The following is a 20,625-nucleotide window of genomic DNA, read 5'->3' as shown; positions in this document are numbered from 1 at the left end:
ATACGATCTTAGGAGAATTAAACATGGCTAAAGATGTAAATTTTGGCTACGGCGCACAAAAAGATATGATTGACGGGGTTAATGTTCTGGCTAATGCCGTACGGGTTACCCTTGGTCCTAAAGGACGTAACGTCGTATTAGAGCGTTCTTTTGGCTCGCCTACTGTTACTAAAGACGGTGTTTCTGTAGCAAAAGAAATTGAACTGGAAAACCCCTTCCAGAACATGGGCGCTCAAATGGTTAAAGAAGTTGCTTCTAAAACTTCTGACCTGGCTGGTGATGGTACAACAACTGCAACCGTTCTGGCTCAGGCAATTGTTCTTGAAGGCCATAAGGCAGTTGTTGCCGGTATGAACCCAATGGATCTGAAACGCGGTATTGATCGCGCCGTTGTGGAAATCACTAAAGAGCTGCAAGCACAATCCAAGCCTTGCAAAACTGCAAAAGAAATCGCACAGGTAGGTACTATTTCTGCTAACTCTGACAGCGCTATCGGCCAGATTATTGCTGATGCAATGGAAAAAGTTGGTAAAGAAGGCGTTATCACTGTTGAAGACGGTAACGGTCTGGAAAATGAACTGTCTGTGGTTGAAGGTATGCAATTTGACCGTGGTTACATTTCTCCATACTTCATTAACAATCAACAAAGCATGAGCGCTGAGCTTGAGAACCCGTTCATTCTGTTGGTTGACAAGAAAATTACCAGTATTCGCGACATGTTATCTGTTCTGGAAGCGGTTGCAAAATCTGGCCGTCCATTACTGATCATTGCTGAAGATGTTGAAGGTGAAGCATTAGCTACACTGGTTGTTAACAACATGCGCGGCATTGTTAAAGTATGTGCGGTAAAAGCGCCTGGTTTCGGTGATCGCCGTAAAGCCATGCTGCAAGACATTGCTATCCTGACTAATGGCCAGGTTATTTCTGAAGAAATCGGCAAGAGCCTTGAAACAGCTACGCTGGAAGATCTGGGTACTGCTAAACGCGTTGTGGTTACTAAAGAAAACAGCACTATCATTGATGGTGAAGGTAAAGCAACTGAAATCAACGATCGTATTGCTCAAATCCGTGCGCAAATGGAAGAAACTTCTTCTGATTACGATCGCGAGAAATTACAAGAGCGTGTTGCCAAATTGGCTGGCGGTGTCGCAGTAATTAAAGTGGGTGCGGCTACTGAAGTTGAAATGAAAGAGAAAAAAGCACGTGTTGAAGACGCGCTGCACGCTACTCGCGCTGCTGTTGAAGAAGGCATCGTAGCTGGCGGCGGTGTTGCCCTGATCCGTGCTCAGAAAGTACTGGAAACACTGAAAGGCGATAACGCTGATCAAGACGTTGGTATCAAAATTCTGCACCGTGCTATCGAAGCGCCAATGCGCCAGATCGTTTCTAACGCAGGTTATGAGCCATCTGTAATCGTTTTCAAGATTACACAGGAAAAAGGCAACTTTGGTTTCAACGCAGCAACCGGCGAGTACGGCGATATGGTTGAACTGGGTATCCTGGATCCAACCAAAGTTACTCGTACAGCGTTACAAAACGCAGCTTCAATCGCTGGTCTGATGTTAACAACAGACTGCATGATTGCTGATCTGCCAAAGAAAGCTGATTCTGCTGGTGCTGGCGATATGGGCGGCATGGGCGGTATGGGCGGCATGGGAATGATGTAATTTTCCCTCCCCAATAAAAAACCCGCCGAAAGGCGGGTTTTTTATTTAAACCACGTAAGTTGGGCTGTAAAGCCCAACACTCATTGCAATAAAGTCTATCTGGAAAAGGTAAAGCTTTTCGCTTTTTGCCAATGGGCAAGTGGCGACAAATCAGGGTTGACCATGGCAGCGGCAGGCAAGTAAAAGGTTTGTTCGAGTAAGTATTGTCCACTTAAGGCAGCATGAGAAACCTGATCGGTGAACACTATCCAGGTACTATTGGCCGGGAAATCAATACGTTGTTTGGCAACGCTTTGCTGGTAATCATCGTCCAGTTTCATCATATCATGCATATGCAATTGGTAATGATCGTAGGCTGAGCGCAGGGTCTTAGTGGCTTTGATTATTTGCAGGCATTTCGCTCGCAATGGGCTATATGCAGGTATTCTGGGCGCGAAGCGTTCGAGAACTTGCGCAAATGGCTCCCCCAGCTCCCATACTCTGGCAACGTTATCAGGGTTAATATTACAAAAAATCCGGAGAATTCGATTACCATTAACCGGTGTGGCAGGAAATGAATCAACATGAACGCGGGTATCGTCCTTACGTTTTGAACTGACCCGTCCCTTGATTTCCGCAGGACGGTAACTGGTTCTGCCCCAGATCAAATCGCTGCCGTATTCTGGACAAATGGTATCGATAAGCTTTCTGGCAAATAGAGCGTAATCGTGCATAAATGTTTTTAACAGAGCAGGTAATTGTCCATTATTATCTTGTTTGAAACCGCCTGATTTTCCTGTTCGATAGTCATAACTGACATTTTTATGTTTGCCGTCAAGAATAGCGTCTGTGAGCAAATCCTGCATGGTTTTCTTACTGGAAACAAAAAAATAATTGGGAAAATAGACTACCTGACCCGATTCCAGGGCAGTCAAGGCAGATGTTTGCTGCTCCAGGTTGATAGCCTCAAGCGAGTCGTTTTCCAAAGTAAAAAGTTGATTTTCCATAGTGCCTCAGACATACGTAAGGTGAATTGGGTTCGATTCTATCAAATAATTATGTTAATTTGTGGTTTTACCGAGAATTTGTACTATCTTATTTATATAAAACTATAAGGAGACAGTCATGAGTGAATTAGCAAAAAAACTGTCGGTATTAATGGCTGATACCTACTGTTTATATCTTAAAACTCAAAATTACCACTGGCACGTCAGAGGCGCTCAATTTAAAGCGTTGCATGGATTGTTTGAACAACAATACATTGAGCTTGCCGAAGCTGTTGACAGCATTGCAGAGCGTATCGTGACCACTGGTAATCGTGCACCAGCCACGTTTAAAGAATTTGAAAGCCTGCGCCGTATTCAGGAAGGCGAATATGGGATTTCTGCTAATGAGATGGTTACTCAACTGGCACATGATAATGATACGTTGGTAAAAGACCTGAATCAGGCTCTGGCATTGGCTCAGGAGCATAAAGATGAGGGTACTGCGAATCTGTTAAGCGATCGCATCGCAGCTCATGAGAAAGCACGCTGGATGCTGAATGCTTCGAGAGAGGTGTAGCTGGGTTGCAGGACAAGTTTAACCGAGTCGTAGGGTTGTATCCGTAGGCTGGCGAAAGTGTACGATCCGTTCGGGTTCACTGTCATTAAGCTAAGAAAATTGTCATCCCCGCGAAGGCGGGGAGCTGCGTTCACGTTTGAAGTGCAACACTTTGTTTGAAAAAAATTCTGCCGGTGTCTTATATCCCAAACATTTCCTTGGGGTCAAATTATATAAGCTTTCAATTTGTAAAAGTTCCGCTTCATTAATATCTTCCAAATTAGTTTTTCGTGGTAAGAACCTGCGCACTCTTCCAATAGCATTCTCTACGCCTCCTTTTTGCCAGGGTGAATAAGGGTCGCAAAAATAAGTTTTGATGTTATGTTCAGTTAATCGGTGATGCTCAGCAAACTCAGTGCCATTATCAAAAGTCACTGTTTTAACCAGGTTATTAGGTAATTGGGTAAAAAGTGCAATAAGATTTTCCGCGATGGGCGCCGCTTCCTTTGTTGGAATTTTAGATAAAAAAAGAATTCGAGACAGGCGTTCCTGTACTACCAGAATAGCGCCTTTTTTCTTGGAAAACTGCATTAAATCAACTTCCCAATGACCGATTTGCTTGCGTTGCTCTATGCTTTTAGGGCGTTTATGAATTGATACCCTATGCTTAATAAACGAGACCGACGAATGCTTCCTTTTCATCTTGCTTCGTCGAGTAGAGCGCCCACTAGGCAGATAATGGCGCCACTTATAGTCTTTTGTCCGTTTAATTTGCTGATAAATAAAACGATAAATTGACTCATAAGATATTTGAGCGCATCCTTGTTCCTGCGCCAACCTATTTGCAACCTGCTGAGGAGACCATCCCATAGCAAGGCGGTCTAATACAGCAGCTCGTAATTCAGGCTGGCGCTCTAATTTATGGCCTTTCCATCGGCGCGCCTTCGTCTGAATCTGGGCATAGCTCACATCATACCCTTTTGTTTTTGTGCTGTTCCTTTTTAATTCGCGAGACAATGTTGATGCCGAGCGATCCATAATTGACGCAATTTTTCGGAGTGAATACCCTTCTCTCTGAAGAATGGATATTCTACATCTCTCCTCCAACGAGAGTTGTTTATATTTTTTTCCCATAGCAACACCGAGTATAACCGGTGTTGCACTTCGTTTGTGAAATTAGGGGATCCATCCATTAAGCAAGGTAAGGAGCTATCTTGAGAGATAGATTCCCGCCTTCGCGGGAATGACAGAATCCTTAACTTAATGGCAGTGCCGTTCCTACATGCCTCTAACCAGCCTCTTCCTCAAACTCTGACTCGATCCCCTCAACCACAGATTCTCCATCAAGGTGATTCGGTGTTATCAGCTGCTTTTCCAGATCTTTAAATTGCCACAGATCCTGATCCATCAGCTGACTTGGTTTGATACTTTGCAAGGCATGTAAAATATTACTTGGAACCTTCGGATTTTCTTCTGCCAATTGATCAATTAATTTTCCAATACGCTTGCGGGCAAGATTTTCCTGTGAACCGCACAAAGTACAGGGAATAATGGGATAAGCCTGCTCATTGGCAAATTGAATAATATCTTTTTCCTGAACATAACAGAGTGGTCTTATCACAATATGTTTTTTGTTATCGCTAAGCAGTTTCGGCGGCATCGAGCGAATATCGCCGTTATAAAGAATAGACATCATTAAGGTGCGGATTAAATCATCACGATGATGGCCAAGCGCAATTTTGGTAAATCCATGTTCTTCCGCATACCGGTAAATAATCCCTCGTCTTAGCCGTGAACATAATGAGCAGTAGGTTTTGCCTTCAGGAATTTTTTCTTTCACAATGCTATAGGTATCGCGAGTCAATATTTCATAAGGAATATTTCTTTCCTGCAGCCAGGCATGCAGCTTGCTGTCATCCCAGCCAGGCTGTGCCTGATCGAGAGTAAAAGCGAACAAATCAAATTTATTATTAGAGCGTTTGCGCAAAGTATGCAGCAAGGTCAGCATGGAAAAAGAGTCTTTACCGCCGGAAAGACAGACCATGACACGATCGCCTTTCTGAATCATATTAAAATCGGCAATTGCCTTACCGGTATAATGTAACAGTTTCTTTTCTATAAACGATGGATTGGACATAAACTACAACCTGAGTAAAAAAAATTAAGCCTGGCGACGTTTTTGAGGTCCCGAAGGAGGGAAGCTGCTGATCCGCGTTGTTGCTAACCACGAATTTACCTCTTCAAGATCATTAACGTTGAGTGTACCGGCAAGATATTTTAAAGTTAAAAAAGATTTGATCAAATTATATTGATCGCGGGCCAATTGCTCCTGCGCTTCAAACAGGCGCTGCTGGGCATTTACCACATCAACCATTGTCCGGGTTCCTACCTGGAATTGCGCTTCCGTACTTTCAAGTGAATTCTGTTGCGAGATAATAGTCTGGCGATCTGCTTTGACTTTGCTGAGAAAGTCAATAATCGTATTAAATGCAATACGGCTGTCTACTTCAACATCACGATAGACTTTTTCCAGCTTATCGCTGGCTGTCTGGAAATCATATTGTGCCTGTCTCGTTTGCGATTGCACCAGCCCGCCTTGCAGAACCGGGAAATTCATCGCCAGTGCAATATTTGACGAAGTTTGTTTGCCGGGGATAAGAAGCGAAGGATCCTTGGGATAGTTTTTAAGCTGGGAGCTATTGCCCTGGATTGCAAAAGTAGGCCAGCCGCTGGCTGACTTAACCTTGATATTTTCCCGAGCCGATTCCAGAGTATATTTGGCAGAATACAGATTATAATTTTGCCTTAAACCGGTATCTATCCACTCATTGACATTGTTGGGTTCCGGAGTAATTAACGGAATTCGGCTGTCGCGTAAAGGCGCCAGGTATTCATAAACGTGATTAGTTAATTTACGCAGATTTTCGTTCTGGTTCATCTGATTGTTTTGTGCGGCAATAACCTGAGCAATAGACTGATCATAAGCTGCTTTTGCTTCATAAACCGAAGTAATCGCATCCAGACCAACTTTGAAACGTTGTTCGGCCTGATCATATTGCCGTTTGTTAGCCCGCTTTTTTGCTTCAGCAAAATTTAACGTGTCTCTGGCCAGTAGTGCATCAAAATAGGCCGATGCCGTGCGTCTTATTAAATCCTGGGCAGCACTGTTAAAAGTGGCTTGCGCTGCTTTCACCGATGCTTTCGCCTGCTTGACCTGTGCCCAGGCCTGATAGTTAAAAATAGCCTGACTGGCGCTTATCTGCCATTGGTGGCTGTTAAAAGTTCCTTCTGCGGAGACATTACCGCTGGCACTATCCTGAACATTACGCGCAGTCTGGGCACTGACATTTAATTGCGGGAACAATGCGGATCTTGCTTGCGGTATCGCCTCTGTGCTTGACATATAAGTACTGTAAGCCTGTTTGAAGAGGGGATCGTTTTCCAGCGCTTGTTCATAGATATCCATGAGATCGGTCGCTGAGACAACGGGCGAAAACCCTGCCGCTAACACTAATGCCCATAATGCTTTTTTCATTAAAACCTATCCTAGAAAACGAATTCTTTTGTTTTTAGCCGGTTGATTAATGCTGGCACGCAAGTCTCAAACAGCAGCGATTCACTCCAGTTGCCGCTGTGATCCTGTTCCAATAATTTACACAGCATTATTGGCTCTTTACCTACTATTACAGCAAGTTTGCCGCCCGGCATAACCTGCAGGCGGTGTGATTCAGTAATGTGTTCAACCGCGCCGGTTATTACAACTGCATCATAAGGCGCTTTATCCAGCCAACCCTGACTGGCATCGCCTGTTATCAACTCCACATTAGTGCAGCCGTGTTGCTCCAGCCTGGCTCTGGCAGACTTTGTGAACTCATCAAAGTAATCGACACTGATTACTTTTTTACATTTTTTACTTAACAAGGCAGTGAAATAACCGGTGCCGGTGCCGACCTCAAGGACGGTTTCATTTCCTTTCAACGCCAGCCCCTGCAAAAGTCTTCCTTCTTCAACCGGCGTCAGCATTCTCTGGCCGTGTGCCAATGGAATCTGCATATCAGAATAGGCAAAATTCTGCATGGCGGCAGGCACAAAATTCTGTCTTGGCATTGATTCGAAAAGATCTAAAATGTCTTCGTTAAGAACATCATTGGTTCTTAACTGCTGTTTAATCATGTTAACAAGCGCATGTTGAGTGGTCATTACACTACACCTTTATTACAGGGCAAAGAACTACTTTATATTAATGAAGTAGGCTAGGGTAAAACGTTGCGGATATTTTAGCAAGATCTGGGAGGTATCCTCAATCTATTTATTAGCGCGGCTCGCAAGAAGCGCAGCGGATTGCAGGTCTGAAACAGTTCATTCCCTGCATTACGTTGCGCTCTTTGCGGCCTGCAAGAGATTTAGACGCTGTTAGGTCAGGGGGCGATTTGAAGAAATTTCTTCCATTAAGGTGTCCACATGAGTTCTGTTGGGTAAGCAAGGGCTCACAAGACTTGCTCCTATCCGGGTGAAAATTTCAAGCACGCCGGCTACCAGAGTCAGAGCAGCCATAGCAGTTCTGCCCACGCTGATCAGTGCGTGTTTGCCGATGTCGACAACATCTGAGCCGATATCAAGCAATGAATTGCCGGCAGCTCGCCCTCGAAAAGTTATCAACTGCCATGCCGCTTCGAGAAGATGAGCCACAATTTCTGCTGCTTTTAGCAAAATCATCAGGCCATTCTCGATGACTGAAAGAACATAACCGGCTGGCAAGCCTACTGATAATACCAATGTTTTGCCAAAATCCGACCAGCTACGGTAGGCGGTAAAAAAGTTTTTCCGTAAGAATTTTAACTCGGTTGGATCGGCGGCAAGCATTTCTTCAAAAAAGCTATAGTTATCAGTTACTCCTGACTCTTTTCTATCGTGCCGCTTTAGGTTCGAATATTGTGTTGCGAAAAAATTGCTTAAATTATTCATATTCTCTCCTTACTTTGTTATTTCAACTCTCAGTGTGCATAAAACGGGCGCACTATGCAAGCCTTTTTTAAAGTCAACTTACCGCTCTTAGACATAGTACCGCTGTTTAGAATTTGTTATCATGCAGGTTTTCTGTTGAGAGTCTGAAGGAGATTATTGTGCCTGAACGGTTTATTGAACATTTGCAAACTGAGCTTGAAACGCTTAAAAAAGAAGGCTTATACAAGTCAGAGCGAATAATCGGCGGCCAGCAGCAAGCTGCTGTTTCAGTTAATCAACACGAAGTTATTAATTTATGCGCAAACAATTATCTTGGTCTTGCCAATCATCCTGATTTGATTAAGGCAGGTCAGTCAGCGCTTGAAACATATGGTTATGGTATGGCATCTGTCCGTTTTATCTGTGGAACCCAGACGCCGCATAAACGCCTCGAGCAGAAAATCAGTGAATTTCTGAGGATGGAGGATACTATCCTTTACTCTTCCTGTTTTGATGCCAATGCCGGTTTGTTTGAGACGCTGCTGACGGAAGAGGATGCAATTATCAGTGATGCGCTGAATCATGCCAGTATTATTGATGGCGTCAGATTGTGTAAAGCTGCGCGTTATCGTTATGCCAATAACGATATGAAAGATTTGGAGGCGCAATTAATTGCCGCAAAAAATGCCAGATTTCGCTTAATCGCGACTGATGGCGTATTTTCCATGGATGGAATCATTGCTAATTTGCCCGCCATCTGTGAACTGGCCGAGCGGTATGACGCAATGGTTATGGTTGATGATTCCCATGCGGTTGGGTTTATGGGCGATACCGGGCGCGGTACGCCTGAGTATTGCGGTGTTGCAGACCGAATCGATATTATTACCGGAACCTTGGGTAAGGCGTTAGGCGGCGCTTCCGGCGGTTATACTGCGGCCAACGCCGTGATTGTTGACTGGTTGCGTCAGCGTTCCCGGCCTTATCTGTTTTCCAATACGCTTGCGCCTGTTATTGCCCAGACATCAATCACTGTACTTGATATGCTGCAATCAAACCGGGAGCTGTTACATAAACTGAAACGAAACAGCCAATATTTCCGGGAAGGGATGACCAGACTGGGGTTTACTCTGGTACCAGGAGAGCATCCGATTATTCCAGTTATGCTCGGCGACGCATCATTAGCAGGTAAAATGGCTGCGATGTTGTTGGAAGAAGGGATTTATGTGGTCGGCTTTTCTTATCCGGTTGTTCCAAAAGGCAAAGCGCGTATTCGTACCCAAATGTCTGCCGCTCATGAAATTGAGCATCTTGACAGGGCGATTGCTGCGTTTGCCAAGGTAGGCCGTGAGCTGGCGGTTATTAAATAAATTCTGTGTATATGAGGTTTACCATGAAGTCGTTAGTCAAAGCGAAGCGTGAACCCGGGATCTGGATGCAGGATGTTCCGGTGCCTGAGTATGGCGTTAATGATGTATTAATTAAAATTAAAAAAACAGCAATCTGCGGTACGGATATCCATATTTATAACTGGGATGAATGGGCTCAGGCAACCATTCCTGTTCCTATGACGGTTGGCCATGAGTTTTGCGGTGAAATTGTTGAAATCGGCCGTGAGGTTACTGGCCTGAAAGTCGGGCAGCGCGTTTCGGGCGAAGGCCATATCACTTGCGGCATGTGCCGGAACTGCCGTGCGGGCAAGCGTCATTTATGCCGCAATACATTAGGGGTCGGCGTAAACCGTCCAGGTTGTTTTGCAGAATATCTTGCCATGCCGGCCAGTAATATTCTGGCTTTACCTGATAATGTCAGTGATGAGCAAGCCTCTATTCTTGATCCCTTTGGTAATGCGACTCATTGCGCACTGGCTTTTGATATGGTGGGCGAAGACGTACTGATTACCGGTGCCGGTCCTATTGGCATTATGGCTGTTGCCATTTCCCGTCATGTCGGCGCCCGCCATGTGGTGATTACCGATATTAACGAAAACCGGCTCGAATTGGCCCGTAAAATGGGAGCGACCAGAGCAGTGAACGTCAAGCATCAGTCCATTCGGGAGGTGATGAATGAACTCGGGATGCAGGAAGGATTTGATATTGGCCTTGAGATGTCAGGCAGCCCGGCTGCATTCAACGACATGTTAAAAGCAATGAATCACGGCGGCCATGTTGCGTTGTTGGGTATTCCGCCTAATGACACGGCAATTGACTGGAATCAGGTCATTTTTAAAGGATTGGTTCTTAAGGGAATTTATGGCCGTGAAATGTTTGAAACCTGGTATAAAATGATCGCCATGCTGCAAAGCGGATTGAATATCGCACCAGTTATCACGCATGAATTCCCGGTTGAAAACTATCAGGAAGCATTTGAAATTATGGCATCCGGCCAATCGGGAAAAATTATTCTTGATTGGTCGTAATCAGGATAGCAATAGAAATTTAAGGCGGAGTTTTAATGGCACAATATATTTATACAATGAATCGCGTAAGTAAAGTGGTGGAAAACCAGCGCGTAATTCTTAAAGATATTTCATTAAGTTTTTTCCCGGGCGCCAAAATTGGCGTGCTTGGTTTAAATGGTTCAGGAAAATCAACACTATTGCGTATTATGGCAGGCGAAGACCAGCAATATGATGGCGAAGCCCGTCCGCAACCGGGAATCAAAATTGGTTATCTGGCGCAGGAACCTGAGCTTGATATGCAAAAGACCGTCAAGGAATCAGTCGAGGAAGGGGTTGCTGAAATCAAGCAAAAGCTGAAAGATTTTGATGAAATCAGTATGCGTTTTGCAGAGCCTATGAGCGATGATGAAATGAACGCGCTGCTTGAAAAACAGGGTAATTTACAGAATGAGATCGAAGCCTGCGGCGGTTGGGAGCTTGATCGCAAGCTGGAAATAGCGGCTGACGCGCTGCGGTTACCTGAGTGGGATGCTAAAATCAGTCAGCTGTCGGGCGGTGAGCGCCGGCGGGTTGCTTTATGTCGTCTATTGTTATCAAGTCCAGATATGTTGCTGCTTGACGAACCAACCAACCATCTTGATGCTGAGAGCGTCGCCTGGCTTGAGCGCTACCTGGAAGATTTCCCGGGTACCGTAGTGGCAATTACCCACGATCGTTATTTTCTTGATAATGCCGCTGAGTGGATTCTGGAGCTTGATCGCGGTGAAGGTATTCCTTATAAAGGCAATTACACTTCCTGGCTGGAACAAAAAGAAGCGCGTCTGGCAATGGAAGAAAAGCAACAAGCTGCGCATGACCGTGCTATCAAAGCTGAACTGGAGTGGGTCAGAACTTCACCAAAAGGCCGTCATGCCAAGAACAAGGCACGTCTGGCACGCTTTGAAGAAATGAATTCAAAAGAGTTTCAAAAACGCAATGAAACCAATGAGCTTTATATACCGCCAGGCGAGCGTCTGGGGGATCTGGTCATTGAGGGCATTGATATCCGTAAATCCTTTGGCGATCGCCTGTTGATAGAAAAGCTTAATTTTCAATTGCCCAAAGGGGGAATTTTGGGGATCATCGGCCCGAATGGCGCAGGAAAATCAACATTCTTAAAAATGATTACTCAGATGGAGCAACCGGACTCTGGGGAAATAAGAATTGGCGAAACAGTGGATCTGGCCTTTGTCGATCAGATGCGTGATCATCTTGATGATAACAAAACGGTATGGGAAGAAATTTCTGACGGCCATGATATTATGCAAGTTGGTTCTTTCCAAATCCCTTCACGGGCTTATGTCGGCCGTTTTAATTTTAAAGGCGCTGATCAACAGAAAAGGATGTCGCAGCTTTCCGGCGGGGAGCGCAACCGTGTGCATCTGGCCAAGTTGTTAAAGCGTGGCGCCAATGTTCTGTTGCTTGACGAACCAAGTAACGATCTTGACGTTGAAACCTTGCGTTCACTGGAAGAAGCGATACTGAACTTCCCGGGCTGTGTGATCGTGGTATCGCATGATCGCTGGTTCCTGGATAGAATCTGTACCCATCTGATGGCTTTTGAAGGCGATTCACAGGTCGCATTCATTGAGGGTAATTACACTGATTATGAAGCGGATCGCAAACGCCGGCTGGGTGATGATGCGAATAAGCCGTCACGTATTAAGTATCGTCGTTTAAGTGCTTAATTTAGTATAAAATTGGCTCATAAAACTGGTATGCCGGTTGAAGTTGTATTTAGAGGAAAATTTAATGAAAAAAATCGTTTTGGCAAGCCTGTTGCTTTGCCTTGGCCTGACTGGTTGCGTCAGTGATGATCCTTCAACTATTGTTGTTGATGATAATGGTTACGTTCATCACACAATTCATTTCCTGAAGGACAAAAGAGGGCGAGATTATTTTCCAATGCAGGTTACTCCTACTGGAAAAAAACAGTTTGTATTTGATCCCAAAGCGTATGCCTGGGCAGCCTACGATGTTGATGGCCAGCGGGTAATGACCGGTAGTGCGTCCGGTGGTATGGATTTCTGTGAGGATGTCGGGCAGCCATGCCGTACGGTTACCGGTACCTTTAAAGTCTATAATAAGCGGGGCGCTGATTGCCGTTCAGGTGAATATCCGGTTGAAACCTATGGTGGGGCTAAAATGCCGTACTGTATGTATTTTTATCAAGGATATACTATTCATGCTGCTTATGAAGTTCCGGAGGCTAATACCAGCCATGGCTGTGTGCGGGTATTACCCAGTGCTGCCAAATGGTTGAATGAGGAATTTATGACCAGAGGCACAACGGTTATTATATTGCCTTACGCTGACGAAAAATAAGTTTTCAGAAAAACACACGGTTGGGCTGTAAAGCCCATGGCCGTCAAGTTAAGCCAGGTACATAGGAAATTAGAATAGTAAATGTACAAAATTCCTTAACTGACTGCTATGTGTTTTACAGTCCATATTCGTTCGGCCTGAGGAAAATGCGGAGCATTTGTCTCGAAGGCGTGGCACTGTACCACAGGCTTCGAGACAGCGCTAAAGCGCTTCCTCAGCCCGAACGATATTGTGAAATATAGAAATTTAATTCCTTAGCTTGACGTCTATGGGCTGTAAAGCCCAACACTCCTTAAAAATAATTTACCCTTTCAGCCATAAATCAATCACATCGACATTAATTTTTACTCATTAAGGATAAATTATATGTTCTTTTAATCGTCAATAGGGTAAAATTAAGAACATTCTTTTTTGTTAACATCCTATCCCATGCCTATTTTAACCGATGAACAACTAAGACAACTAAGACAACTCAATGTACAAATTACAGTGCCTTTTTTGCAAGAGCAATTGGAGGCACTCCGGGCAGAAATTGATAATATGTATCGCGAGCTTAGAGATAGACTTGATGTCAGGCTACAACGAATCTTCGAACAGCGTCATCCACAACAAGCGGTTGCTTTTATCAACGACAATCAGAATACACATGACCGCTCTGTGACCTTGACTGCAACCGGCAGCCTGATGGCCCTGGACAAGCGTTACCTGCTTAAAGATGACGAAGAGGCTGCAGCGTTTGAAGAAATTGAGCAGTTAATTAACGAGTTTGATTACAATCAATTGATTATCGATGAAAATTTAACTTTTCAAGATAAACAGGTTCTGGCCGCAAATTTTCTGACATTGATTAAAGCCAGTCGTGAGATTACTCATGTTTACACAGGCCTCACAATGGGCAAAATTTTCGCTCTTGTCTGGCGCGGCGTAACCGATAATAGTGCAGATTGCTTTCCTGATGATATTCGTCAGCTCTTTGATCCAGACTTGAAAGTTGCGCCAGAGCATCTGATTACTACTAAAAAAGCAGCATTGGTTGAGAAGTTTGTTGAAGCAGCGCGACAATTCATTTGTTCTGGCGGCATTATTCATAAACTGTTAGAAGCGTTAAATAAAGCTCATGTCGATGTTGTTATTACAACAGGTGCAGAGGCAGTGATGCCTGCAGCAAATAGTATGGCAGTTTCGCTCACGGGAATGGAAGTATTAAAGCTGTCGCAGCAACAACAAGCAGAGTTACTGGCTAATTGGCACCAGGATGAAAATGTACCGTGGATACATGAATTTAAAAATCAACTGTCACCGGTGATCGATAGCAAATTAAACGAGCATTTTGGGGTATTGCTGACAACTGATGAGCGTCAGGAGATTATCAATAATTTATCTTATATGCCGCGGCCTAAAGTTCCTTATGCCAAACTTAATGAATTAGCTGATGAAATTGAGCTTACACTAATTAACCAGGGTGGTGTGGAGCGGAAAAAAGCAGTGCAGCAATTAAAAGCTTTTGCTCATGCCAGCTTTTATGCTGAATCAAAGCAGGAAGAATGCGCCAGGCTAGCAGAGCAATATAATCAGTTAAAAAAAGTTGATCAATTTATCAATACTATTACTGACAGTAATAACCTCAGATATAACGAGCTGAAAGAAAAAGTAAGCCAGTTATATATTTCTTTTGATGATGTTTATTATCAGCAATTACAAGAGCAGTGGCAATCACTGCAGGCCATTGAAAATTACAGACAAACGTATCAGAATCAGACAACAGATAGCTCCCATCCGGTATATAAAGCGCTTATTAAACGTATCAGGCTGGAAATAGAAGCGGCTTATAAGCAAGCTGAGCCGGTAAGCGCTCTGCACCAATTACAGACGGCAGAACAACAAATGGCCGAGCTCAGCTCCTGGATAAAGAGTCTGTTAATGTTACCGGTGCAATATAAGGCAACTGGAGCAAAGAGAATTTCTCAGGTGCAGGATATTAACAGGCTGCTGGAACAAGTAGGACAGAATGCGGTTGAGCATGGCTTTAACTTCGCGCTTACAGAATTAAAAAAAGATGTTTATTCAAAACGTAAGCTTATTCAGATAGATCATAAGACAACTGGGGCTTTGCGTTGGTTTGGAAAATTTCAGCCGCAAAGCCGGTTAGTTAATGCAATGAATCATGTATGCAATCACCATGCTAACACTGAAGATTATCGGCAACTTTTCCTGAACGAATATGATGCGCTTTTTACTGCGGATAAGGCAGGTTTTTTTGGCGTCTATAGAAACAAAGGTATTAAACCGGAATGGTCGTTAGCTGAGATCATTCAGCATGCCCAGTCAGATAATAATCGCAGCCGGCAAGCGTGTATTAATCTTGGATGGATGGACAAGCAGGGTAAAATCAAAAATGAAGCGCTGTTACAGGCTGTTAGCAGTTGCCAAGAGAAGATAGAATTGACCGTTTAACCCAGATAGCTGATTTCCCTATAGTGTTTCCTCTCCCCCGCACACAAGGCTTTGTTGCATAAATAGAGAGTAGCCTTGATGTAGCGGAGCGTAATCAAGGTATCTATCGCGCGTTCAGACACTTATGCCTTGCAAGTTCAGTGCGGGTAAGCCCTTTCTTTTAAAGGCTTTTTGCAAACACGCATGAAGTCATCCTGACGCTCCCAGATGCCATCCCTGGCATCTGAGGGTTTGCAAAAAGCCTTTAAGAAAGGGCTTACCAGAGAGATATCCTGTAGTAATACATAAAGACAAGCATAGTGATTTCGGAGTAAGTGTCCCTGATATTCCTGGATGCTATTCTGCTGGTAGTACTTATGATGAGGCATTGACAAACATTATTGAAGCTATTGAATGCCATTTGGAAGGTTTTTTAATGGATAATGAATCAATTCCTGTAGGAACTGCAATCGATCACTGGATAAATAATGATGATTTTCGAGGTGGTGTCTGGGCATTTGTTGACATTGACTTAAGTCGAATATCAGGAAAAGCAAAACGTGTAAATATCACTATGCCAGAACGTGTTTTAACTCTTATTGATCTGTATGCTAAAAATCATTCTATAAAAAATCGCTCTTCTTTTTTAGCTGATGCTGCACTTAGTTATATGGAAAGTCATAGATAATATTGAAGATAAAGTACAAGGTATTTTAGAACTAAACGCTGATACAATGACTATTGACCAGGCTCCAGCATCCTTGATGCTGCAAGCATCAAGGTTATCCAGGCTACGCTATAAAGCTGGTGTTTTCTGCTGGGCATCGGTTATAGGTGTAATCGGGAGCTTTTCTTTATCCTTGGAAATAACAAAATTAAAAATGCTGTTCTGGTACGGCAGAGCGGCAGTACTTTTTCGAATAGCGCTATCTGTTTTTTTAATCTCTTCGCGTGCCCGCTTTTGTTCCTCGCCTGTTTTTTTATAACCCAGGCTGGTTACAGGTTCGGTGTAATTTTTATTAAAAATAAACAACACTTCTTCTTGACTCAATTGTTTCCAGCCTTCAAAGGTGCGTAATTCGCTATCCTCATCAAAAAGTTGAAACCATATATTCCTTATGTTCTTTAGTCTTATCCCGGCGTTTGCTGCTGCAGTGGATATGCCTTTAGTTTCTTGAACGGCAAGATAAATCATTTCGGGCGTTATTTTTTCCGGATCCAACGGTTCATGAGTCAATGGTTTATCATAAGCCTCTTTCCATATTGCTTCCGCTTCAGCTACTGTTAATGATTTAAGCCATTTAAAGATGGATATTCCAGTCAGTTTCGGTATTGCGTCAGGGATAGCAGGGATAGGGAGACTGGCTAGAAAACGAGCAAATGCAGAATGATGAACATCAAGTCGTTTAGCCGCAGAACTATAACAGTTTTCTTTAATAATATGAGTATGTATTTCTCTTAGAGTCTTGCCTTTTAATTTTAATTTAGGCTTGACTTCCTTGGTATGAGGGGTAGCAAAGAAGCTTGCAGGCAATATACGCCTGGTTTTATTAACATTTTTCATAATAATTTCCAATTATCATTAACGCATGTAAAATATTCTATACCAATTTCATTAAGGCTATATTAAAACTTACAAAGCAAAAATTCCGCTTTGGTTGAGTTAAGACTGCTCACAGTGTTTTTGATATTACCAAAGGATATTGGTGTGATGTTTGCTTTGTTCTTCTGCTTTCACAAGTTTTTTTGATGCAAATAAAGTTGCTGTTGATTGACTGTATAGAATAGCTGGAGCATGGATGAAATCAAGCCGCTCGGCTTCTTCCCTGTTATTTTCGTTAACGGGAATTGGGATAAAAGATTCATCTGTGGCAGCCTTCGAAAGTAATACCTGTTTTATATATTTTTTTATAGAGTTTGCAATTTCACAGGCATCATTAACCTCTGTTGAAAGGTATAGGCTTTCTAACTCTTGATAAGAGAGCTCAGCAATCGCTTTTCTAAGTGCGCTACATACTTCATCAAAATTGCTATACCATTTCTCGGGCGAATACGTTACTTTGAAATCTGCCGCTGTGACCGCATCATAATGAGGAATAGCCTCAAAACCACCTGTTAAATAAGATAATACCGCCTGTTCCGCTCGAATACGCAACCCTGACTCAAATACGCTTTCTGCAATAGCATGGCTTTCACCTAATACAAAATCGATTTTATTCTGTATAGCAAAAGGCACGCAGTGCAAGGTAAATTTATTATTATACGGCGTATGATGCAGCACAACTTTTTTTAAGGGAATGTCGAGTAAGCATAACACTTTGACCATTCTTGCATAACAGCAGTTAAATATCATCTCATCGATTGGCGCTGAGAATTCAAATGAAATAGCGGGTTTAGTATCAGCACTTGAGCAATAAACATCAATTACGTTTGGGTGTAACGGATTAATCTTTTCAATACACGTATCATAATTAATAGAATGACCTTCTGCCAAAAACCTATAAACATTAGGTCCATACATTACAAACAGAAAGGAGATTGTGCTGTCAATTTGCAGGCTACATTCTGTGGTAGAATGATAAGTTAATATAATATGGGTTGCATGCTGAAGCCGCCTGTCATCATAGATGATAGACAGGTGTTTAGGATACGTAGATAATTGACTTAACTGTTTCTTAATTTTCTCTTTATACTGATTCTTATAAGCATTTTCAATGACTGCAAAATCCCTTTTTAATTGAAAAAATCGCTTGGCATCAGGATTAGTTGAATGAAAAGAAAGACCATGCAGCCGCCTGACTAGAACTTCGAACTCATCCGGGCTTATAAAAGGAACATGAAACCGTGCCAAGTCCTGGCGTGAAGGAACACCATCACTAATATTGCTATCATTAATGTATAACGGGGTATTGATCACGCCTGGATTACGAGAATGCACTAATGCAGCTGATTTGCTAAATGCACTAATGCTTTCACTATCATACCCGATATCATGAACATTAACTTTAATACCACTTAAGCTTATTCTGACCTTATTTATTTCAATATATGCATCCGTCGGAAAGGTATAAGCTTTAGGTTTCTTATCGGGATAAAAAGAATATGTTCCGCCAGGGGTGTTATAAAAAAGAGCCATTGATACATCTCCAACTGGATTTATTTGGCTTTTTAATGGCTAAATAATAAACTTTAATAGGCAATTACGCTATCCATAAAACAAGGAAAAATCATTTAAAAAACTTCAGGAGCGTTGCCTGATTATATCTCAATTTATAAAATTGAACATTTGCTGCTAGCTGCTTCCCATAACGAATCCGGTTCATATCCGTTAATTGACTCAATATTTATTGAAATGGCTTCTTTTATTGTCTGAAGAACAGGATGCAAATAACGAGATCTGGTGAAATCCTGATTCCCCGCAGCTGCTGCCGCTAGCAGATAAAAATTGGCCAACCAATAAGATGAGCGAAGGATGCTTTACTTACCGTTTAAGCACAGTGGAAGCCTCAACTGATTCTTTTATATCTGCAGATGGACAACTTTCTTCTTTTAACTCTGAAAGCGCTTGTTTAAATTTATTTATGGCTGCAATGGGTGCTGATTTATTTTCGGCCGTGGCGGATTGTTTGTGTTCTTTAGGTGAAAAGTGACTAAGACGATTTAAGAAAGGGAGGAATTTTAACAAAAACTCTTTCCAGGAGGACTTTTCTGCTAAATTAGAATTTGCAGAATTATCATAATACATAATACGTTGTTGGCAAAAATTTTTAAACTCTGTTAAATCGCCTGTTTTTTTATACTCCTGGTACTTAATAACAACCGATTTGTAAAAATTACCAGCATCTTTTGCGGCCTTATGATCTGATTTTTCTAAAGTTTTTGCGCTCATTGCAATTTCCTGCAATAACTGCTCAAATTTTACTTGGCTATCCAGAGACTTACCTGCATTTACGTTTATTGTATTACAACGTGCTTCCGCAGCCAGCTTCATTTCATCTTTCTTTGCTTCAACAGCTTCCTTTGGTAAATTTAAAGAATTCAGGCGTTGTAATTCTTTTTCCAAATGCTGTTCAACTGCCAGAGTATTAGTGAGCCGACTAAAATCATAACTAAAGTCTTGTATTGAATTGAATAAATTATCGGCTTTCTGACAAACATTGTATGAGTTTGCAATGTAATCATAAGGATTTTTCAGCATTTTAACGAATTCATTTTGTACTATAGCACTGTCTTCAGGACTTAATGTCTCACCGTTTTGATAATTTAAATCAGTAATTTGTTTAGAAAAAATGACGTTATTAAATACCGCTTCAAAAGCACATGCCGGTAAATCACTTAAAACCTGCGGTTCAGTTTGATATTTTTCAAAAAATTTAGCTAGCTCTTTATCAAAAAACGGAAAAACTGCGTAACTGGTTGTAGCTCTGCTGGTATCAAACCGCACTGAAACAAACGAATTAAAGCCAAAGCTATCTTTGGGCCCTAAAGGGTTTTTATTTTCAGATAAATTAGCCTGTAAATAGTTGTTGATATCTTCTGATAATGCAAGCATATCAGAGACCGATGAATAGGCATCAAAATAAATAGTCAGCTGATCAGTGTCTTTAAAACGCTCATTGCCATGCTCTGCCGGATTAATAATTTTATAGTCAAAATTCATATTATTATCGGCTTTAGCTTTCTTATTTAATAGCTCTACTAAACCCCATAATACTTTTTCGTCCAGATTAGCAATACTATTAATGTTAACATGAAATTTTAATGCAGCACCTGCAGACGACTCTGGCGCGCGCCCTATTATGGCGTTTGTTTTTAATTTATTTAGAGCATTAACTACTTGATTCCCATGTTGATTTTTTAGCTTATTAACACCATCTAAAAACAAATCACTTGTTTGATTTTTATAATGGCTTTTTAAAGTCATTTTTTTATCTTTAACAGGAATTATTTTGTAAAACATACCGCCTGAGATTGGATTGCAGTCAATATTGTCGCTCTGGATCCTTTTTTGCAGATTCTGGCCAGACAGGTTTTTAAATTTTGTCATTGCAATTCCACGATTTTCAAATAAAGTACAATTATAAGTATATGCTACTTTCTTGCGGCAAATGGCTTTTATGATGTGACTTAGGTAATCTTCGAAAGGGATCCTGATATTAACTGCCGACAGAAGTCTTATTCTTCAACAAGGGGTTCATGCCGGCCCTGTATTGTGTGAACAAGGTAATCCGAATCAATGTTATCACTCTGTATTGGGTTAGCCATGCAACCTGCAAAGAGCTTGCTGAATTTCTACAT

18 protein-coding genes are annotated in these 20,625 nt (G+C 42.3%); 8 read left to right on the top strand and 10 right to left on the bottom strand.

All coding sequences use genetic code 11. The features are described from left to right. Positions 1–23: 23 nt before the first annotated feature. The gene (gene groL, locus ACFORL_RS12630; RefSeq protein ID WP_382344583.1) at positions 24–1,667 is read left to right on the top strand and encodes a chaperonin GroEL; all 1,644 of its coding nucleotides are present in this window, start codon (positions 24–26) and stop codon (positions 1,665–1,667) included. A 95-nt stretch (positions 1,668–1,762) separates the two neighbouring features. Here groL and ACFORL_RS12625 read toward each other — a convergent pair whose 3' ends face one another. Next, complete coding sequence (locus ACFORL_RS12625) at positions 1,763–2,653, bottom strand: Kdo hydroxylase family protein (RefSeq protein WP_382344582.1); 891 nt, start codon at positions 2,651–2,653, stop codon at positions 1,763–1,765. A gap of 118 nt (positions 2,654–2,771) precedes the next feature. Between ACFORL_RS12625 and ACFORL_RS12620 the strand changes: the two genes are divergently transcribed. Beyond that, entirely contained in the window at positions 2,772–3,209 is a 438-nt protein-coding gene (locus ACFORL_RS12620; RefSeq protein ID WP_382344581.1) for a Dps family protein, read from the top strand. A 102-nt stretch (positions 3,210–3,311) separates the two neighbouring features. Here the strand turns inward: ACFORL_RS12620 and ACFORL_RS12615 are convergent, their stop codons facing one another. The 5 genes from ACFORL_RS12615 to ACFORL_RS12595 form a co-directional block, all read right to left on the bottom strand. Further along, entirely contained in the window at positions 3,312–4,322 is a 1,011-nt protein-coding gene (locus tag ACFORL_RS12615; RefSeq protein WP_382344580.1) for an IS30 family transposase, read from the bottom strand. 154 nt (positions 4,323–4,476) lie between these two features. Beyond that, positions 4,477–5,325: a tRNA 2-thiocytidine(32) synthetase TtcA gene (ttcA, locus tag ACFORL_RS12610; RefSeq protein ID WP_382344579.1), complete on the bottom strand. Its 849-nt coding sequence runs from the start codon at positions 5,323–5,325 to the stop codon at positions 4,477–4,479. A gap of 24 nt (positions 5,326–5,349) precedes the next feature. Continuing rightward, the gene (locus ACFORL_RS12605) at positions 5,350–6,723 is read right to left on the bottom strand and encodes a TolC family outer membrane protein (protein ID WP_382344578.1); all 1,374 of its coding nucleotides are present in this window, start codon (positions 6,721–6,723) and stop codon (positions 5,350–5,352) included. 11 nt (positions 6,724–6,734) lie between these two features. Then, entirely contained in the window at positions 6,735–7,388 is a 654-nt protein-coding gene (locus tag ACFORL_RS12600; RefSeq protein ID WP_382344577.1) for a protein-L-isoaspartate O-methyltransferase family protein, read from the bottom strand. A 213-nt stretch (positions 7,389–7,601) separates the two neighbouring features. Then, the gene (locus ACFORL_RS12595) at positions 7,602–8,153 is read right to left on the bottom strand and encodes a hypothetical protein (RefSeq protein WP_382344576.1); all 552 of its coding nucleotides are present in this window, start codon (positions 8,151–8,153) and stop codon (positions 7,602–7,604) included. Positions 8,154–8,311: 158 nt separating this feature from the next. Between ACFORL_RS12595 and ACFORL_RS12590 the strand changes: the two genes are divergently transcribed. From ACFORL_RS12590 to ACFORL_RS12570, 5 genes are all read left to right on the top strand, one after another. Further along, on the top strand, positions 8,312–9,499 hold the full coding sequence (locus ACFORL_RS12590) for a glycine C-acetyltransferase (protein ID WP_382344575.1): 1,188 nt from the start codon (positions 8,312–8,314) through the stop codon (positions 9,497–9,499). A gap of 23 nt (positions 9,500–9,522) precedes the next feature. Beyond that, positions 9,523–10,548, top strand: coding sequence for an L-threonine 3-dehydrogenase (gene tdh / locus ACFORL_RS12585; RefSeq protein WP_382344574.1), 1,026 nt, complete (start codon positions 9,523–9,525; stop codon positions 10,546–10,548). Between the two features lie 35 nt (positions 10,549–10,583). Continuing rightward, positions 10,584–12,257 (top strand): energy-dependent translational throttle protein EttA, encoded by a 1,674-nt coding sequence (ettA, locus tag ACFORL_RS12580; RefSeq protein WP_382344573.1) that lies wholly within the window; start codon positions 10,584–10,586, stop codon positions 12,255–12,257. A gap of 64 nt (positions 12,258–12,321) precedes the next feature. Beyond that, positions 12,322–12,894 carry a L,D-transpeptidase gene (locus ACFORL_RS12575; RefSeq protein WP_382344571.1) on the top strand — a complete coding sequence of 191 codons (573 nt, stop codon included), beginning with the start codon at positions 12,322–12,324 and terminating at the stop codon, positions 12,892–12,894. 429 nt (positions 12,895–13,323) lie between these two features. After that, positions 13,324–15,348: a hypothetical protein gene (locus tag ACFORL_RS12570; RefSeq protein ID WP_382344569.1), complete on the top strand. Its 2,025-nt coding sequence runs from the start codon at positions 13,324–13,326 to the stop codon at positions 15,346–15,348. A gap of 137 nt (positions 15,349–15,485) precedes the next feature. Here ACFORL_RS12570 and ACFORL_RS12565 read toward each other — a convergent pair whose 3' ends face one another. Beyond that, positions 15,486–15,716, bottom strand: coding sequence for a hypothetical protein (locus ACFORL_RS12565; protein WP_382344568.1), 231 nt, complete (start codon positions 15,714–15,716; stop codon positions 15,486–15,488). Here ACFORL_RS12565 and ACFORL_RS12560 point away from each other — a divergent pair. Next, complete coding sequence (locus ACFORL_RS12560) at positions 15,629–16,015, top strand: type II toxin-antitoxin system HicB family antitoxin (RefSeq protein WP_382344608.1); 387 nt, start codon at positions 15,629–15,631, stop codon at positions 16,013–16,015. The genes ACFORL_RS12565 and ACFORL_RS12560 overlap by 88 nt on opposite strands. Before the next feature lie 108 nt (positions 16,016–16,123). Here the strand turns inward: ACFORL_RS12560 and ACFORL_RS12555 are convergent, their stop codons facing one another. From ACFORL_RS12555 to ACFORL_RS12545, 3 genes are all read right to left on the bottom strand, one after another. Further along, positions 16,124–16,891 carry a hypothetical protein gene (locus tag ACFORL_RS12555; protein WP_382344566.1) on the bottom strand — a complete coding sequence of 256 codons (768 nt, stop codon included), beginning with the start codon at positions 16,889–16,891 and terminating at the stop codon, positions 16,124–16,126. 126 nt (positions 16,892–17,017) lie between these two features. Then, positions 17,018–18,463, bottom strand: coding sequence for a hypothetical protein (locus ACFORL_RS12550; RefSeq protein ID WP_382344565.1), 1,446 nt, complete (start codon positions 18,461–18,463; stop codon positions 17,018–17,020). Positions 18,464–18,808: 345 nt separating this feature from the next. After that, positions 18,809–20,374, bottom strand: a complete 1,566-nt coding sequence (locus ACFORL_RS12545; RefSeq protein ID WP_382344564.1) for a hypothetical protein — start codon at positions 20,372–20,374, stop codon at positions 18,809–18,811. Positions 20,375–20,625 lie beyond the last annotated feature (251 nt).

The sequence above is a fragment of the Legionella dresdenensis genome (assembly GCF_042649825.1).
In the GTDB taxonomy this organism is placed as follows: Bacteria; Pseudomonadota; Gammaproteobacteria; order Legionellales; family Legionellaceae; genus Legionella_C; species Legionella_C dresdenensis.
This window is presented reverse-complemented; position numbering and strand designations above follow the sequence as displayed.

What these genes read in the sequence shown, in the direction of transcription:
- ACFORL_RS12595 (WP_382344576.1), bottom strand. Translation starts at nt 8,153, where the DNA reads ATGAATAATTTAAGCAATTTTTTCGCAACACAATATTCGAACCTAAAG.
- ACFORL_RS12570 (WP_382344569.1), top strand. Translation starts at nt 13,324, where the DNA reads ATGCCTATTTTAACCGATGAACAACTAAGACAACTAAGACAACTCAAT.
- tdh (WP_382344574.1), top strand. Translation starts at nt 9,523, where the DNA reads ATGAAGTCGTTAGTCAAAGCGAAGCGTGAACCCGGGATCTGGATGCAG.
- ACFORL_RS12615 (WP_382344580.1), bottom strand. Translation starts at nt 4,322, where the DNA reads ATGGGAAAAAAATATAAACAACTCTCGTTGGAGGAGAGATGTAGAATA.
- ACFORL_RS12600 (WP_382344577.1), bottom strand. Translation starts at nt 7,388, where the DNA reads ATGACCACTCAACATGCGCTTGTTAACATGATTAAACAGCAGTTAAGA.
- groL (WP_382344583.1), top strand. Translation starts at nt 24, where the DNA reads ATGGCTAAAGATGTAAATTTTGGCTACGGCGCACAAAAAGATATGATT.
- ACFORL_RS12620 (WP_382344581.1), top strand. Translation starts at nt 2,772, where the DNA reads ATGAGTGAATTAGCAAAAAAACTGTCGGTATTAATGGCTGATACCTAC.
- ACFORL_RS12575 (WP_382344571.1), top strand. Translation starts at nt 12,322, where the DNA reads ATGAAAAAAATCGTTTTGGCAAGCCTGTTGCTTTGCCTTGGCCTGACT.
- ACFORL_RS12565 (WP_382344568.1), bottom strand. Translation starts at nt 15,716, where the DNA reads ATGCCTCATCATAAGTACTACCAGCAGAATAGCATCCAGGAATATCAG.
- ettA (WP_382344573.1), top strand. Translation starts at nt 10,584, where the DNA reads ATGGCACAATATATTTATACAATGAATCGCGTAAGTAAAGTGGTGGAA.
- ACFORL_RS12550 (WP_382344565.1), bottom strand. Translation starts at nt 18,463, where the DNA reads ATGGCTCTTTTTTATAACACCCCTGGCGGAACATATTCTTTTTATCCC.
- ACFORL_RS12555 (WP_382344566.1), bottom strand. Translation starts at nt 16,891, where the DNA reads ATGAAAAATGTTAATAAAACCAGGCGTATATTGCCTGCAAGCTTCTTT.
- ttcA (WP_382344579.1), bottom strand. Translation starts at nt 5,325, where the DNA reads ATGTCCAATCCATCGTTTATAGAAAAGAAACTGTTACATTATACCGGT.
- ACFORL_RS12625 (WP_382344582.1), bottom strand. Translation starts at nt 2,653, where the DNA reads ATGGAAAATCAACTTTTTACTTTGGAAAACGACTCGCTTGAGGCTATC.
- ACFORL_RS12545 (WP_382344564.1), bottom strand. Translation starts at nt 20,374, where the DNA reads ATGACAAAATTTAAAAACCTGTCTGGCCAGAATCTGCAAAAAAGGATC.
- ACFORL_RS12605 (WP_382344578.1), bottom strand. Translation starts at nt 6,723, where the DNA reads ATGAAAAAAGCATTATGGGCATTAGTGTTAGCGGCAGGGTTTTCGCCC.